At 36.7% G+C, this 16620-nt stretch carries 12 protein-coding genes and 1 other annotated feature; of the genes, 1 reads left to right on the top strand and 11 read right to left on the bottom strand.

Going from position 1 to position 16620, the window contains the following annotated elements; all coding sequences use genetic code 11:
• Nucleotides 1-3: 3 nt before the first annotated feature.
• The 11 genes from pheT to ACSJJG_RS08910 all read right to left on the bottom strand — a co-directional run bounded on the left by pheT (nucleotide 4) and on the right by ACSJJG_RS08910 (nucleotide 14000).
• The gene (gene pheT, locus ACSJJG_RS08960; protein ID WP_481089122.1) at nucleotides 4-2391 is read right to left on the bottom strand and encodes a phenylalanine--tRNA ligase subunit beta; all 2388 of its coding nucleotides are present in this window, start codon (nucleotides 2389-2391) and stop codon (nucleotides 4-6) included.
• 14 nt (nucleotides 2392-2405) lie between these two features.
• Complete coding sequence (gene pheS / locus ACSJJG_RS08955; protein WP_187652122.1) at nucleotides 2406-3389, bottom strand: phenylalanine--tRNA ligase subunit alpha; 984 nt, start codon at nucleotides 3387-3389, stop codon at nucleotides 2406-2408.
• A gap of 81 nt (nucleotides 3390-3470) precedes the next feature.
• Nucleotides 3471-3595: a sequence feature (Phe leader region), on the bottom strand.
• Nucleotides 3545-3592 (bottom strand): pheST operon leader peptide PheM, encoded by a 48-nt coding sequence (gene pheM, locus ACSJJG_RS08950; protein ID WP_152669842.1) that lies wholly within the window; start codon nucleotides 3590-3592, stop codon nucleotides 3545-3547. It overlaps the preceding feature by 48 nt.
• 122 nt (nucleotides 3596-3717) lie before the next feature.
• Nucleotides 3718-4074, bottom strand: a complete 357-nt coding sequence (rplT, locus tag ACSJJG_RS08945; protein ID WP_010847342.1) for a 50S ribosomal protein L20 — start codon at nucleotides 4072-4074, stop codon at nucleotides 3718-3720.
• Between the two features lie 43 nt (nucleotides 4075-4117).
• A complete protein-coding gene (rpmI, locus tag ACSJJG_RS08940; protein ID WP_006118955.1) occupies nucleotides 4118-4315 on the bottom strand; it encodes a 50S ribosomal protein L35 in 198 nt (65 codons plus the stop codon).
• A 94-nt stretch (nucleotides 4316-4409) separates the two neighbouring features.
• The gene (infC, locus tag ACSJJG_RS08935; RefSeq protein ID WP_074019479.1) at nucleotides 4410-4949 is read right to left on the bottom strand and encodes a translation initiation factor IF-3; all 540 of its coding nucleotides are present in this window, start codon (nucleotides 4947-4949) and stop codon (nucleotides 4410-4412) included.
• A gap of 3 nt (nucleotides 4950-4952) precedes the next feature.
• The gene (gene thrS, locus ACSJJG_RS08930; protein WP_481089121.1) at nucleotides 4953-6881 is read right to left on the bottom strand and encodes a threonine--tRNA ligase; all 1929 of its coding nucleotides are present in this window, start codon (nucleotides 6879-6881) and stop codon (nucleotides 4953-4955) included.
• A 373-nt stretch (nucleotides 6882-7254) separates the two neighbouring features.
• Nucleotides 7255-8853: a hypothetical protein gene (locus ACSJJG_RS08925; protein ID WP_481089120.1), complete on the bottom strand. Its 1599-nt coding sequence runs from the start codon at nucleotides 8851-8853 to the stop codon at nucleotides 7255-7257.
• A gap of 36 nt (nucleotides 8854-8889) precedes the next feature.
• Nucleotides 8890-10149 (bottom strand): hypothetical protein, encoded by a 1260-nt coding sequence (locus tag ACSJJG_RS08920; protein ID WP_189760063.1) that lies wholly within the window; start codon nucleotides 10147-10149, stop codon nucleotides 8890-8892.
• 59 nt (nucleotides 10150-10208) lie between these two features.
• Nucleotides 10209-11888, bottom strand: a complete 1680-nt coding sequence (locus tag ACSJJG_RS08915; protein ID WP_189760062.1) for a hypothetical protein — start codon at nucleotides 11886-11888, stop codon at nucleotides 10209-10211.
• Nucleotides 11889-12215: 327 nt separating this feature from the next.
• Nucleotides 12216-14000 (bottom strand): hypothetical protein, encoded by a 1785-nt coding sequence (locus ACSJJG_RS08910; protein WP_282892755.1) that lies wholly within the window; start codon nucleotides 13998-14000, stop codon nucleotides 12216-12218.
• 718 nt (nucleotides 14001-14718) lie between these two features.
• Between ACSJJG_RS08910 and ACSJJG_RS08905 the strand changes: the two genes are divergently transcribed.
• A complete protein-coding gene (locus ACSJJG_RS08905; RefSeq protein ID WP_282885638.1) occupies nucleotides 14719-16536 on the top strand; it encodes a hypothetical protein in 1818 nt (605 codons plus the stop codon).
• Nucleotides 16537-16620: the final 84 nt, after the last annotated feature.

Below are 16620 nucleotides of genomic sequence, written 5' to 3'. Positions count from 1 at the left end.
AGTTCAGTCCCTCAAGGATGCTTGGAATCGCTGTTCTAGTGCAGCAACGCATGTGTTGACGGTCGCAGCAATTTCTTCTTCTTCCAGTGTACGCATGGTATCCTGCAAGATTAAGCTAATAGCAAGGCTCTTGTAACCTTCCGCGACACCTTTACCACAATACACGTCAAATAAGTTTATGCCAACTATATGATTTACGCCAACTTTCTTACATTCAGCCAGAACATCTTCTGCGGCTACATTTTCAGGCACAACGATGGCGATATCGCGGCGGTTAGATGGGAAGCGAGAAACTTCCTTTATCTCAGGGATCACGCGGTCTACCAAACCAGTCCATAATAACTCGAATACCACGGTACGGCCGTTTAAGTCAAGTTTACGCTCCAGTTCTGGATGAACAACACCGATATAGCCAATGTAATTATTTTCCAGATAAATCCCAGCGCTTTGCCCAGGATGTAAAGCAGGATGTTCTTCTGCCTTAAAGGAAATACCAGATAGTTTACCTGTCAGTTCTAAAACAGATTCTAAATCACCCTTCAAATCAAAGAAATCAACTGATTGTTTTTCAATCGACCAGTGTTCTTCGAAACGGTTGCCCGCAATAACACCACCAAGCATTAATTCCTGACGGATGCCATGTTCCGCATTTCCATCCGGCACAAAACGCAACCCTGTTTCGAATAAACGGACACGGTTTTGCTGACGGTTCTGATTATAGGCGACAGTTGTCAATAATCCTGTCAACAAGGACAAACGCATTACAGACATATCCGCCGAAATTGGATTAGGCAAAATTAACGCTTCTTCCTGCGGGTGAAGATGTTTCTGAATCTTAGGATCAACGAAACTATAAGTAATCGCTTCTTGATAACCTCTGTCCACCAGCATGGTTTTAACCCGTTTCAATGGCAAATCAGCTTCACGATGTGAAGTCATAATCAGATCTGCACGCACTGGAACGTCAGGAATGTTGTTATAACCGTAAATGCGGGCGACCTCTTCAACAAGATCTTCCTCGATTTGCATATCAAAACGCCAGCCAGGGGCAACCGCTTGCCAGCTTTCATTCTGGACAGTGACCTGACAACCTAAACGCGTCAGGATATCTGTTACTTGTTCATCAGCAACATGATGACCGATCAAGCGATCCAATTTATGGCGATTAAGCGTAATCGTTGCTGGTTTTGGTAAGTGAGATTCGCTAGTAACATCAACGAGTTCCCCAGCCTCTCCACCACAGATGTCGATCAACAACTGGGTAGCATATTCCATCGCTTTATGCTGAAGCTGTGGATCAACACCACGTTCAAAACGGTGGGAAGCATCAGTATGCAAACCATAACGACGAGCACGACCAGCAATTGCCAGCGGTGAAAAGTATGCACATTCTAGCATAATATGCTGTGTTTCTGCATTAACACCAGAATATTCCCCGCCAAAAATTCCCGCCATAGCAACTGATTGTTTTTCATCAGAAATAATCAGTGTTTCAGCAGAAAGTTCTACTTCATTACCATCTAGCAGAGTAAGTTTTTCACCTTGTTCAGCAAAGCGAACGATAATTGAACCATTCAAACGTTCCAAATCGAACGCGTGTAATGGTTGGCCCAATTCGAGCAAAACATAGTTGGTGATATCAACAACCGGATCAATGGAACGAACACCACCACGACGCAGTTTTTCACGCATCCACAATGGGGTGATTGCCTTGACGTTCACATTCTTGATCACTCGCCCCAAATAGCGCGGACAAGCTTCAGGAGCATCAACACGAATAGGGAATGTTGCATCTGTAGTTGGTTTAACCGCTTCGATTTTCGGCTCTGTCATGGGCAATTTATTGATAACCGCAACGTCACGGGCAACTCCCATTATACTCAGGCAGTCAGCACGGTTTGGTGTAATGCTGATTTCAATCGCATTATCGTCCAATTTCATGTAATCACGCAGATCAACACCTATCGGAGCTTCTGCTGGCAATTCAATAATGCCATCCTGATCGTCAGCAATACCTAGTTCAGCAAATGAACACAGCATGCCTTCTGACGGCTCGCCCCGCAATTTCGCGGGCTTAATTTTGAAATCATCTGGCAGCACAGCACCAACTGTAGCGACAGCTACACGCAGCCCTTGACGACAATTAGGTGCGCCACAGACAATGTCCAACAGACGTTCGCCGCCGACATTAACTTTTGTGACACGTAACTTATCTGCATTTGGATGTTGTCCACACTCAACAACTTCACCAACAAATACACCGTGGAATTGACCTGCCACTTTTTCAACACCATCAACTTCCAAACCCGCCATGGTGATTTGATCAGACAATGCTTCACTATTAATGGCTGGGTTTGCCCACTCGCGTAACCAGAGTTCACTGAATTTCATGAGATATACCCGCCTTATTTAAATTGTTTGAGGAAACGTAAATCATTTTCGAAGAATGCACGCAAATCTGTAACACCATAACGCAGCATGGTCAGACGCTCCATTCCCATGCCAAAGGCAAAACCAGAATAGATTTCAGGATCAATACCCACATTGCGTAATACGTTAGGATGCACCATACCGCAACCCAAAACTTCTAACCATTTCCCATTTTTTCCCATCACATCAACTTCTGCGGAAGGTTCTGTAAATGGAAAATAAGAAGGACGGAAACGTATCTGCATATCCTCTTCAAAGAAGTTATTCAAAAAGTCATGCAATGTACCTTTCAGGTTGGTAAAACTGATATTTTTATCAACGATCAGCCCTTCTACCTGATGAAACATCGGGGTATGTGTCTGATCGTAATCATTACGGTATACACGTCCTGGCGCAATAATACGGATTGGTGGCTGGCGCTCTTTCATGGTACGGATCTGTACCCCAGAAGTCTGGGTACGTAGCAAACGCGTCGCATCAAACCAGAAAGTATCGTGATCAGCACGCGCAGGATGGTGTGCAGGAATGTTCAGAGCATCAAAGTTATGATAGTCATCTTCGATTTCCGGGCCTGATTCAACCGAAAAGCCCAACTCGCCAAAGAAAGTTTCAATACGTTCAATCGTGCGGGTAACAGGGTGCAAGCCACCATTTTCCATACGACGACCAGGCAATGAAACATCAATTTTTTCTGCTGACAAACGCGCATTCAGAATATCAGCTTCCAGCTTTGCCTTACGCGCATTCAAAGCTTCTTGAACTTCTTGTTTCGCCTGATTAATAACAGCCCCTGCCGCTGGACGTTCCTCGGCTGGTAAGTCACGCAGTGATGACATCTGGAGGGTTAAATGGCCTTTTTTTCCCAGGTATTCAACTCGCACCAAATCCAACGCGGCAACATCCTGGGCTTCTTCCACGGCTGTTTTTGCCTTTGCAACCAGCTCAGTAAGATGTGACATCGTTTTCCTCTTCCTTTGGCCTGATGGCCCTTTAGTTGTTATCGACTATGTCCTCATGTTATCAATTAATGAGGCCATAAAAATAAAAAAGCCTCCACACTGGAGGCTCAAGCGCTATTTTTCGTTTCTTTTCTTACGCGCGAAGCCCCCTGATTTCAGGTGCTAAAGTAAAAAAAGAAACGAAAAAAGGCTAACTTTATCATTTGTGTTCTTTCTCCTGTACCTTCTTGCACTCACTAACGTTCTTAACCTACTATCTGATCGCAGATATTATCTAATCTCTTGGAAAAAAGTAAAAGAGGGAGCAAGCTCCCTCTTTTAACCTGACTTATGCCAGAGCGCCCTTCGCTTTTTCAACCAAAGCAGCGAATGCTACTTTGTCGAATACAGCGATGTCAGCCAGGATCTTACGGTCGATTTCAATCGAAGCCTTTTTCAGGCCATTGATGAAACGGCTGTAAGACATGCCGTTCTGACGTGCAGCAGCGTTGATACGTGCAATCCACAGTTGGCGGAATTGACGTTTACGCTGACGGCGGTCACGGTAAGCGTACTGACCAGCTTTGATAACAGCCTGGAAAGCAACACGATAAACGCGCGAACGAGCACCGTAGTAACCTTTCGCTTGTTTTAAAATTTTCTTGTGACGTGCACGGGCAATAACACCACGTTTTACGCGAGCCATATACTTCTCCTATCGTCTCTGAGTTCTAATCTAAAAAATTTGCTTATGCGTATGGCAGACAAGCAACAACCAGGCCCAGATCACCTTTGGAGACCATGCCTTTTGGACGTAAGTGACGCTTACGCTTGGTTGATTTTTTAGTCAGAATATGACGAAGGTTAGCGTGCTTACGCTTGAAACCGCCACTTGCAGTTTTTTTGAAGCGTTTAGCTGCGCCGCGTACTGTTTTAATCTTTGGCATTTTAATTTCCACTTCGCATTGTTAATTACAACGAACTAGTAAGGCGAATAGACTCCAGCCAGAATTAGCTGGAGTCCATTACTTGTTTGCCTGACTATTTCTTCTTAGGAGCGAGCACCATGATCATCTGGCGGCCTTCAACCTTCGTTGGGAAGGATTCGACCACAGCCAGTTCACTCAGATCGTCACGGATACGGTTAAGCATCTCAATACCGATCTGCTGGTGTGCCATTTCACGCCCACGGAAACGCAGGGTGATTTTGGCTTTATCGCCATCTTCCAGAAAACGAATCAGGTTGCGTAGTTTGACCTGATAGTCGCCTTCATCTGTACCAGGACGGAATTTAATTTCCTTGACCTGAATAACTTTTTGTTTCTTTTTCTGTTCTTTGACTGACTTACTCTTTTCATAGAGGAACTTGCCGTAATCCATAATACGACAAACCGGCGGTTCGGCATTTGGGCTGATTTCAACTAAATCAACACCAGCTTCCTCAGCTTTTTCGAGAGCTTCTCTCAGACTGACAATACCAATCTGTTCGCCATCTAATCCAGTTAAACGAACTTCAGAGGCGCGAATCTCTTCATTAATGCGATTTGGGCGCGCCGGTTGAATTCTTTTTCCGCCTTTAATACCTTATACCTCCAATTGGTGAAGATTACGACTGCGTATTTCTGTCAGCAGTTTTTCTGTAAACTCACTGAGTTCAATGCTACCTAAATCTTTGCCGCGGCGAGTACGAACGGATACTTTTCCTGATTCGACTTCTTTGTCACCACAAACAAACATGTAAGGCACACGACGCAGAGTGTGTTCACGGATTTTAAAACCAATCTTCTCGTTTCTCAAGTCTGCTTTTGCACGAATGCCTGCATCTTGAAGTTTTTTAACCAATTCCTGTACATAATCTGACTGGCCATCAGTAATATTCATCACGACGACCTGCTGAGGTGCCAACCATGTTGGGAAAAACCCAGCATACTCTTCTGTCAGGATACCAATAAACCGTTCCAGTGATCCCAGAACCGCACGGTGAATCATCACAGGAACCTTGCGTTCATTATTTTCACCTACATATGACGCACTCAGGCGTGCTGGCAGTGAAAAATCGAGTTGCACAGTACCACATTGCCACGCACGATCCAAACAATCATAGAGAGTAAATTCAATTTTAGGGCCATAAAATGCCCCTTCACCCGGCTGGTATTCAAATTCAATACCATTTTGGATTAATGCTTCAGTAAGATCCGCTTCTGCTTCATCCCACTGTTTTTCCGTACCAATCCGTTTTTCCGGGCGTGTTGATAATTTAACAACAATCTTCTCAAAGCCAAATGTGCCGTACACATCATAAATCATTTTGATACAGCTACTGACTTCTTGAAGGATTTGATCTTCAGTACAGAAAATATGCGCATCATCTTGAGTAAAACCGCGTACACGCATCAAACCATGTAAAGCACCAGATGGTTCATTACGATGACAGCTACCAAATTCAGCCATACGCAACGGCAAGTCACGATAAGATTTCAACCCTTGGTTGAAAATCTGAACATGGCCTGGGCAGTTCATCGGTTTTACGCAATATTCGCGGTTTTCCGATGAAGTTGTGAACATGTTCTCTTTATAGTTTTCCCAATGCCCGGTTTTTTCCCACAGGACACGATCCATCATGAATGGGCCTTTTACTTCCTGATATTGGTAATCTTTAAGCTTTGTGCGGACGAAAGTTTCTAATTCACGGAAAATTGTCCAGCCATCATTATGCCAAAATGCCATGCCTGGTGCTTCTTCCTGCATATGATACAGGTCAAGCTGCTTACCAATTTTACGGTGATCGCGTTTTGCTGCTTCTTCCAAACGCTGTAAATAGGCATTAAGCTGTTTCTTATCAGCCCATGCAGTACCATAAATACGCTGCAACATTTTGTTGTCACTGTTACCGCGCCAGTATGCTCCTGCAACTTTTTGCAGTTTAAAGTGATGACAAAAACGCATGTTAGGAACATGTGGCCCACGACACATATCAACATATTCTTCATGGTGATACAGACCCGGACGATCATCATGGCTGATATTTTCATCCAAAATCTGGATTTTATACTCTTCGCCACGAGCCGCAAATGCGTCGCGTGCTTCCTGCCAGCTAACTTTTTTCTTAATGACATCGTAGTCTTTCTTGGCAAGCTCCAGCATGCGTTTTTCAAGCCGCTCGATATCTTCCTGCGTCAAAGAGCGATCTAAATCGATATCGTAATAGAAACCATTGTCAATGATAGGGCCGATAGCCATTTTCGTATCAGGCCACAATTGTTTAATTGCATGACCCAACAAGTGTGCGCATGAATGGCGGATAATTTCCAAACCTTCTTCATTCTTGCTGGTGATAATAGCAAGATTGGCATCGGTTTCAATTAATTCACAGGCATCAACCAATTCACCATTAACGCGACCAGCGATACACGCTTTTGCCAAACCAGCACCGATATCACGAGCTACGTCCATTACGGAAACAGCATGCTCAAATTGACGTTGACTACCATCAGGAAGAGTAATTACAGGCATTTAAAATCCTTATATACAGTGGTGACCCACACGAAAGATCACTTGCATTAAATCAAATTCATTATTAATTAGTACGTTAGAAACAAATCCTTGCTTCACTCCGCAAGATGTGTACAGATTTAAGGCCACATTTTCGAAATGTATCCGGTACATTTGCCTAACTCAGCCGACATACTAGCACACAGAGTAGGTGTTAAAATAGTTTTGTGAGAATATATTTAAACGACTTCCATGCAAGTACATAACTTAACGGAAATTTAAAATGACAATAATAAGTAAAATGGCTGTTTCTATATATTGTATTAAATATTGCTAACATAGATACAGACTAATATAATTGTCGGTATTAATCACTTGTCATGATTTCATTTCCCTAATAATTACTATATATCTTTTCATTGGTAACTGGATCAATGATATAATATTCAAAGTAAATCTTTCCTGCCCCTCCAGTCACATATCCCTTCACATCATTAAGTTCTGGTGAATCAATTTTAATAATGACAGTCGAAAATTTCCCTTCTGGTTTATCTGGAGTATGAGGAGCAATAACTGGAAATATTTTATTAAAATTCTGATTTGCTGAACTAACATACATCCTTAAATATATTTTTTTACCCCAAAGAGGATAAGAGAGATCATTTTCATCATTAGTACACAAAAATTTCACATATAACTGACACCCACTTACAGCATAATTAGATACATCTCTTTGAATGATATCCTCATTATTTGGCTTTTCTTCATCATCTGAATGTTCAAGTTTAGGATCTTGCTTTATATCAGCAAAACTTGAGAAAATCATCGGCATATTATATATTCTTTTGACATTCTCATTAGGCCTGGTGAGCTCACCACCTATATATGTAACACCTCTAACATCTGAATACATGCTATTACCAAAACTTGGTGCTATTATATAATAAAGCATTGAATCTTTCCCATATGGGAAAATATCTCTTCGCATCAAAAATGTATAATTATAATCTTCTGAATCCATATCCCCCAAAACATCGGAAATCTTTTTGACAGGAAATATTAATCCTTCTGAATCAAAAGAACCATCTTTCTTTTTTTTGTTGAAAAATAAAATATTATCGGTCCTGGATGCATTAGGATAAGAATCAATCTCTGCTTCAAATAATTGACGTCCATCGCCTTCTAATGAATCTCCTTCTAGTTCAGGAACATCTGGCGGATTAAGTGAGTTATCACGATTAGGCGGGACAACAGAAATCATATATATGTTACCAGAATGATATTCAGCAACTCCTTCGACTTGACTAATTAAATCTATAATAACAGGTGTATCCATAACAGGATAAACACGGAAATTGACTTTCCCATCTTTATCACTATTAATAATTAATTGAGTTTTCCCCTCATATTTCGTTGGTTTGATAATTTGGTATTTTTGACCTACTCCATCAGGCTCGGAAGTAATTATGATTTTTCTTTCTATATCCTCATTAATTTCAGAATAAATATTGATGGGAGTATTTTTAAGTAATTGACCATTAGTATCAAATAATATCGTATCATAACTTATATAATGTTCCTCATTATCATCTATATCGTTGTTATTTGGTGTTGCACAAATACTTTTATTTTTCTTCAATTGGATTGAGCTTTGAACTAAATCCTTTGCATAATATTTTATTACCTTATCAATACCTGTGAGTGTAAAATGTATTTCTTCTCCCATTGTTATTGAATCGCTTCCTTTAACAGTACATGAAAGAACCATGTTATATGATTCACGATTTTGTTGGGTATTAATTGTTTTAATTATCTTTATACTTTCAAAACCCTTAGAATCCTTTATTCCTATATTAAGGGATTGAGAAATTTTTCCTTTTGGTATTCCGATATCAAGGTAAAATTTTTGACCAATAGCAACATCAGCTCCATTTTTAACAGATAAAATTAAATCGTCATTTGACAAAATCAGATCTTTATCACTTTCCAACATATTTCACCTCTTTTATAATTCTTTCTTGATGAAGAGTTAGTATATACCAGACCAAGTTTTACCGTCAGGACAAGCATCTCCGCTAACTTCTCCTCCCGGCCTTACTGTATAAACATTGGCTTGCCAAATCTTGCCATAAGAAATATCGCCATAATAATTAACTTGAAAATCAAGATAAATATCTCCATTTTCTATATGGCTAACATAACTAAAAGGAATACCAAACAATAATGTTGCTGTATTACCATTATCTGGTTGAGTTGGCATTATCTTTACTTTAGACTGGTAAATGGTATTGGGATAATTATTAACATATAAGTTTAATGTCACTTCAGCACCAAGTGGAACTTTTGTTTTATCTTTATAATCACTCGTTCCAATTATTTTAACGAATAACGCTTCATGATGTGAATTATTACATTTATTATCTATATCTTTTTCGTGAATTGTATCATGAATAATGTTTTTATCATCATGATAACCATAACTATTGTAAACTATACAACCATCATATATTCTTGTTAAATTGTCAATTGGCTGATTATACCCGCCTCCAGGATATATTATACCCTGTGGATATGAAGATCGTACTGTTCTCAATCTGTCCACAACAGTATAAGAAAAATTAGCAAGTTCATTCACTCTAAGAATATTATAAGGGAATATCACATAGCTATTATTGCCTAATTCATTAACCTCTTGAACAAGAAATGATTTTTGCACATATTGTTTGTTAATGAAAAACAGTATTGTATCATTTCTCTTAGCACCAGGATAATTCTGAATTAAAACGTTAAAGACATTCGAATTAGGATCTACCAAAAGACTGCTATTATCCTCGCTTATGATAAGAGGAGAGAGATTCAAGTCTTCTTTATTGTTATCTATAATATATACTTTATTTTTTGAAGATATACGCTCTGTTATATCCAATATTATAGAATCAACTTGAAATATTACTGAAGTTGATTTTTTAGGATAAATATAAAAAATTAACTCTCCATTTTTATCTGAAGTGATAGAAAAGTATTTCTGATCAGAAGAAAGGCTTTTAATTTCGACAGGTTTTTCTTTATCGGAATGATAAATACTAACCAATCCAAAATAAGCACCTTTTTTCTCAAGGATATCAACGGAAACATTCGGTAATGGTTTTCCTTCTTTATTTCTGACTAATGCAATTGCCTTAATACAATCACCATTAGGTGGAGTGCTATCATAATCTAATATTTGCAAGAATTCTTTTTCAAAATATATTGATATAGATCTTTCATCGATTGATAGATTATTTTTCATATCATTTCCTTATCTCAAAGATTTTTTATTATATCAAAATACAATAGTTGACAGTTTTTTTATAAAGGATCACATCCATCATTATCATCATGAGCCTGGTTTGGTAATACGGTATTAATTTGAGTAGTCCATTTTTTACTATACGTTTTAGAACCATCGCTATTTTCGATATAGTAATCAAAAGAAAGTGTCCCTAACCCTTTGGAGAATGAAGGCCCAGCGCGGTTAATGTCACAGTATGGGATATTAACTACAACATGGCCGGTTTGTTTTCCAGAATCAGCAGTAGATAACGAAAACTGATAACTTTTATGAGTATTTCTGGATGTTGGGGTTTTGATATAAACATTCAAATATCCCGTGCTACCGAGTTGTGGTAGATTTTTATTATTTTGATCATTCGTTCCCATAATCACTACATATAACCCTGTCACCCCCTTAGCACTTTGACCAGATTTTTTGTTACGATTTATCATACTTAGGATAATGCCATGCCACTCAAAGGTTTCATTTTCTTCACTATATACATCAATGGGAAGTGTTGCATGGCTGGTATATACTTTAACTTTATCGTAGACTTCGTTGTTAGATGAGTCGTTACCAACATATTCTAATGTAATTGGATAAGACTTCCTTACTCTACCTTCTATAGGAGAAATAAGATAATAAAATTCGCCCCGTTCGTTAATGGGTAAGTCACTGTATGACAAGCTAAAAGCCTTACCTGGCAACTCATTAACATTATTAACCTTATATATAGGTTCAAGTAACTTTGGTTCATCGTGTGAGCCACTTCTTATAAAAAACAGGATCCCATCTGTCGCATAAATAGGTTGATAAGCTGGTATTTGCGCATGAAAATATTTTGAAGAAGAAGTTAAATCCTGCTTAATTATATTACCTTCTCCCATTTCTTGTATCGTTGGACTACCTAGTTCAAATGGGAGATTATGAGGAGAATTAATAACATACAGAGTATAAGCTTGCGTAAATCCAGTAACATTAAGTATTGCTGTTGTCAAATCAAGCCTGATTTGTGTATATTTTATGGGATAGATACGGAATCTAATTTCTCCTTTTGAATCAGAATAGACAGTAATAAAATCAATTTTATTATAGGATTGAAGCGCAATAGGTTGAGGTGATTTATCATCTGTAGCAAAAACAACTAGATTTAATTTCTTGGGTTGTGAAGAAGAAATAGTCACGGCAACATTTTTCAATGGTTCACCATCATCTCCAGTAATTATCGAACTCATTAAAATATATTCACTACTGGGATCATCAATATTATTATCAATGGTTGGTGTTACCAAATAATTTTTATTATGTTCAAGTGAGATGGTTTTATAAGGGCTAAATGTCTTTGCTGTATAGGTGATATTTAATGATGTCACCTCTGGTACATCTAAGCCTGAATATGAAACCGCATGAACATTATAATTTATTAATTTTTTTGGCAAAATATTACTCTTAACATTCAGCAGAAATATCGCACTACCTCCTGTTTTATCTTTTGTGGGTGTCCAATCAACATGACGCATCACTTCAATCACCGTTGGATCATTTTTTATTGAAATACTTTGAATATTTTCTATTATTTTCGGATCTGCTATAAGTGACACTGTCAGATAAACAGATTGGCCAATAATAATATCTGAATTATCCGGTATAGATACACAAAGTTTTCCTGGCAGGCAAGAGGCTGATAATTTTATCATATTATTTTCAATATTCATTTTTTCACCTTGGAATCCATATAATTTAGCCAAACATATATACCCATCATCATTATAGGCACTTGATATATAACTCTAATCAGGCACACCAATTAATATTAAAATACATTTAACGCCAATAAAAAAATAATTTATTTAACAGATACATGATACTGCGCTAAGTGGATACTGTATTAATAACAACTTTAATTCATTAAAAATGATATTTTTAAAACAGTTGAATATTTATTTTTGATAATATTCCAATCCATGATATTGAATTGGAATATATGACACTGAAAACATTAACATATAATTAATTTTTATCTGTATTTATTTATCTATAAATTAAGACGAACAGCCATAATAGTCATAATTATCATTTTCATCTGGCCCCATAGTATTAATATCAACCCCCCAAGTTTTACTGTATGTTTTCTCTCCAGTTAAATTATCTGTTATAATATAATAATCAATATATAATCTTGATGGATTATAACCATCTATAGGCAATATTCCTTTAAGGAAACAAAATGGAATAGTAACCACTTGATATTTAACCGAACCATCTTTTTTTAAATTTTTTAAATCAAAATCATACTCTTTAGATACAAGTCCTTTAGAAGATTTTATTCTCACTCTCACTTTACCATTCTGATTAGGTTGAGGTGAATTTTCTATAGTAGAAGTACCCGCAGCTTTTATCAACACATATAACCCTGCACTATTGCTATTATTCTTACCTTCACCGAAAACAAGACCTTGGCTTATTAGGTCAAAAATTACGGCAGATGATTCAGAAATTATGCCATTGGTATTACTAGGTTTAATGGGAAGATCTGCATAAGTAGTATATACTGTTACTTTATCATAAATTCCTTTATTATTATCATCTGGTGAGTCAAGATCAAGCACATATTTAAAGTTTAAAGACTCAGAATACATAATGTTATTATTTCCAGATATTATGGCATAATATATCCCACCAGGTTTATTAGGTTCCAATTGATCGTATGGGAAAGAAAATACCCGATCTTCTATTCTATCTACCTTATTATTAACTCTGTATGTTGGGGATAATAAAGTTTTTTGAGTTGTTCCATCATACTCAGTAAAGAATGCAATAACATCTTTTGAACCGGGTGTCATATACCCATCATAGGAGTTAACACTCACAGTAAAATCTGTTTGTCCAGGCAGCTTTTTAAGTGTCCCTCCCTCTTCCATTTCATTGATAAAAGGATTATCTAAAGGATGATTTTGGGAATAGGCTGGGTATATACACATCGCTGCCGTATAATCATCCATGGTTAAATTTTGGATTTTAGCCACAAAATCCACTCTTCCTTCCGCACCTGCTGTTGGATAGGCACGAAAACTGATTTCCCCCTGTGGATCGCTTGTTAGTACAAAGAAATCTCGCCCGTCGGGAAGCGTCATAATATCAATGGGTTCATTAGCGCCTGTAGCACGATCGTGGGTTATTTTTACCAATCCAGCAGAAGGTGACAATTGATTATGTCTTTGGGCTGCAATAACCACCTGAATATTACCGATTGGATTAATATTATTATCGCTAATAATACCAGAGTATAGGTTATAAATGCTGTTTGGATCACTGATTGAATTAACCGTGGTCGGTGTTGCTATAAACTCATTTTTGGTTTTTAAAACAACCGAATCTGCTAGAATATTATTTATTACAGTATATTTAACCGGCCTGTCGTTAAACCCGGGGATAGGTCTTTTATGTTTATCCTGAACAGAAATTGAAAGATTAAGTTGATTATTATCATTAGGTTTGTGAATGGTTAATGCTAATATGGCCTCGCCATAACTATCAGCTTTATTTTGAGGAATTACAGCAGAATAACTTTCATATATCTTGTAGCTAATGGATTTTTTACCTGTTGGATCTTTTATTATTACTGAACCGATATTATTAAGGGAGGAAACATCATTTGTAGTTGATTTTATAGTAACTTTAAGATAAATCTCTTGGCCGATAAAAACATTAGTGCCACTTTCTAATGATAGAGTAACTTGATAATCATCTTTTGCAGCCGCAGGTTGAGGTGGTTGATTATTTGGGGATGCACCTTGTTTTTCGAATATTTCTTTGTTTTTATTCATTTCTATTTCCTTATGTAATAAAATAATTATTTCAGCCTACTAAAATGCATTGTCAAATATAACCAAAAGAAAACGTTATTGAAAAAACCACCCATGAAGCTATTTTCCACATATCGTTAAATAAAAAAATTAAACTTTCCAATGAAAAAAAGTTATCACATTATGATATTATCAATATAATAAATAAATTACATTAATATTATAAAATATAGTTCCAAATATAGAAATCTACATTCATAAATGGAAGCGAGCTATGTCATCTTTCCTTTTTAAATAAAGAAAATAGCTGAAACCCAAAACTAAAGCCGAAGATATAATATCGATAAAACAGATATAAATTAGTAAGTTTGTATAATCTTTTTAGAGATACATTTCGACACAGGTTAAAACTCCATCAATTTCACTATGTGAGTTCATTAATTATCTGTTTTTAGTCAAAAAATCTGATTTCTTATATTTTATTTGGTGAAAATTTTTATTTTGAGTCTATATTAAATATAATTCACTCTGTTTTTACATCAAAATAATTTATTTGCAATGTTAATAATATTATTATAATGTGATAACTTTTTTTCATTGGAAATAAATTCGTTTTTATTTAACCATATGGAAAAGATAGATTCATTGATATCATTTTTAATAAATTATTATTAGTTGCGTTCATTATTTTATCTCAGTAAGAAATATTAAAATAACTTTATTACATAAGGAAATAGAAATGAATAAAAACAAAGAAATATTCGAAAAACAAGGTGCATCCCCAAATAATCAACCACCTCAACCTGCGGCTGCAAAAGATGATTATCAAGTTACTCTATCATTAGAAAGTGGCACTAATGTTTTTATCGGCCAAGAGATTTATCTTAAAGTTACTATAAAATCAACTACAAATGATGTTTCCTCCCTTAATAATATCGGTTCAGTAATAATAAAAGATCCAACAGGTAAAAAATCCATTAGCTACAAGATATATGAAAGTTATTCTGCTGTAATTCCTCAAAATAAAGCTGATAGTTATGGCGAGGCCATATTAGCATTAACCATTCACAAACCTAATGATAATAATCAACTTAATCTTTCAATCTCTGTTCAGGATAAACATAAAAGACCTATCCCCGGGTTTAACGACAGGCCGGTTAAATATACTGTAATAAATAATATTCTAGCAGATTCGATTGTTTTAAAAACCAAAAATGAGTTTATAGCAACACCGACCACGGTTAATTCAATCAGTGATCCAAACAGCATTTATAACCTATACTCTGGTATTATTAGTGATAATAAAGCTAAGCCAATCGGTAATATTCAGGTGGTTATTGCAGCCCAAAGACATAATCAATTGTCACCTTCTGCTGGATTGATAAAAATAACCCACGACCGGGCTACAGGCGCTAATGAACCCATTGATATTATGACGCTTCCCGACGGGCGAGGTTTCTTTGTACTAACAAGCGATCCACAGGGGGAAATCAGTTTTCGTGCCTATCCAACAGCAGGAGCAGAAGGAAGAGTGGATTTTGTGGCTAAAATCCAAAATTTAACCATGGATGATTATACGGCAGCGATGTGTATATACCCAGCCTATTCCCAAAATCATCCTTTAGATAATCCTTTTATCAATGAAATGGAAGAGGGAGGGACACTTAAAAAGCTGCCTGGACAAACAGATTTTACTGTGAGTGTTAACTCCTATGATGGGTATATGACACCCGGTTCAAAAGATGTTATCGCATTTTTTACTTTATATGATGGAATAATGACTAAAGATGATGACACAACACCAAAAACCCTATTATCCCCAACATATAGGATTAATAATAAGGTAGAAAGAATAGAAGATAGGATATTTTCTTTCCCGTACGATCAATTAGAACCTAATAAACCTGGTGGAATATATTATGCTGTGATATCTGAACAAAATGAGATTATGTACTCTGACGCTTTATATATGAACTATGTTAATCATGATGATTCTCCTGAGCCGGATAAAGATAGATTTTTTGATAAACCTCAAATATATTCTACTTATATTCCGAGAGATTCTATTAATCCTAGTAGTGGCGATGGTAGAGTTAATGAATCATCTTATGTTACTTTTGATATGATAAGCGTAGGACTTGATTTTGGTGATGGTACCGATAATAAAGCAAAAGCGGGATTATATGTTGCAGTGCAAGTTTTAGGTAATGGAATTACAGGAAATTTACCATCTCCTAATCACACAGGACAAGTCAGAGTAACTATAGAATCTTACACAGGCGATGTGAAACAAAAGTCATATACTCTGGATCTAACTGATAGTAATTTAAAAACAGATAATAATAGTAAGTCTAAGTTCCAAGTAGTCACTATTCCATTCTGTTTTCTTAAAGATATCAAACCAATAGGAGAGGACCAACCAACAAGATTATATATTGATTATATAATCAAAGATAATACAACAAATAAACAATTAGCAAGTAAAGTTTGGAATGGTTACATTTCCACCTACTCTACAATAATAGGTGCTGATGATGATTACTATGGATGTTCCTAATAAAACGTTGTGTAAAACCTGCTTCTTTTAAGCTGAAAATCTGATATCTTTCTGATTCGGTCAGTTGTTTATAGGCCATAGTGC

This window comes from Xenorhabdus sp. SGI 60, from assembly GCF_056632175.1.
Note: the sequence above shows the minus strand (reverse complement) of the source record. Positions and strands in the feature narration are given on the sequence as shown.

Coding starts and splice junctions, on each gene's coding strand:
- ACSJJG_RS08905 (WP_282885638.1), top strand. CDS start 14,719: ATGAATAAAAACAAAGAAATATTCGAAAAACAAGGTGCATCCCCAAAT.
- pheS (WP_187652122.1), bottom strand. CDS start 3,389: ATGTCACATCTTACTGAGCTGGTTGCAAAGGCAAAAACAGCCGTGGAA.
- rplT (WP_010847342.1), bottom strand. CDS start 4,074: ATGGCTCGCGTAAAACGTGGTGTTATTGCCCGTGCACGTCACAAGAAA.
- ACSJJG_RS08925 (WP_481089120.1), bottom strand. CDS start 8,853: ATGTTGGAAAGTGATAAAGATCTGATTTTGTCAAATGACGATTTAATT.
- ACSJJG_RS08910 (WP_282892755.1), bottom strand. CDS start 14,000: ATGAATAAAAACAAAGAAATATTCGAAAAACAAGGTGCATCCCCAAAT.
- ACSJJG_RS08915 (WP_189760062.1), bottom strand. CDS start 11,888: ATGAATATTGAAAATAATATGATAAAATTATCAGCCTCTTGCCTGCCA.
- pheT (WP_481089122.1), bottom strand. CDS start 2,391: ATGAAATTCAGTGAACTCTGGTTACGCGAGTGGGCAAACCCAGCCATT.
- thrS (WP_481089121.1), bottom strand. CDS start 6,881: ATGCCTGTAATTACTCTTCCTGATGGTAGTCAACGTCAATTTGAGCAT.
- ACSJJG_RS08920 (WP_189760063.1), bottom strand. CDS start 10,149: ATGAAAAATAATCTATCAATCGATGAAAGATCTATATCAATATATTTT.
- rpmI (WP_006118955.1), bottom strand. CDS start 4,315: ATGCCAAAGATTAAAACAGTACGCGGCGCAGCTAAACGCTTCAAAAAA.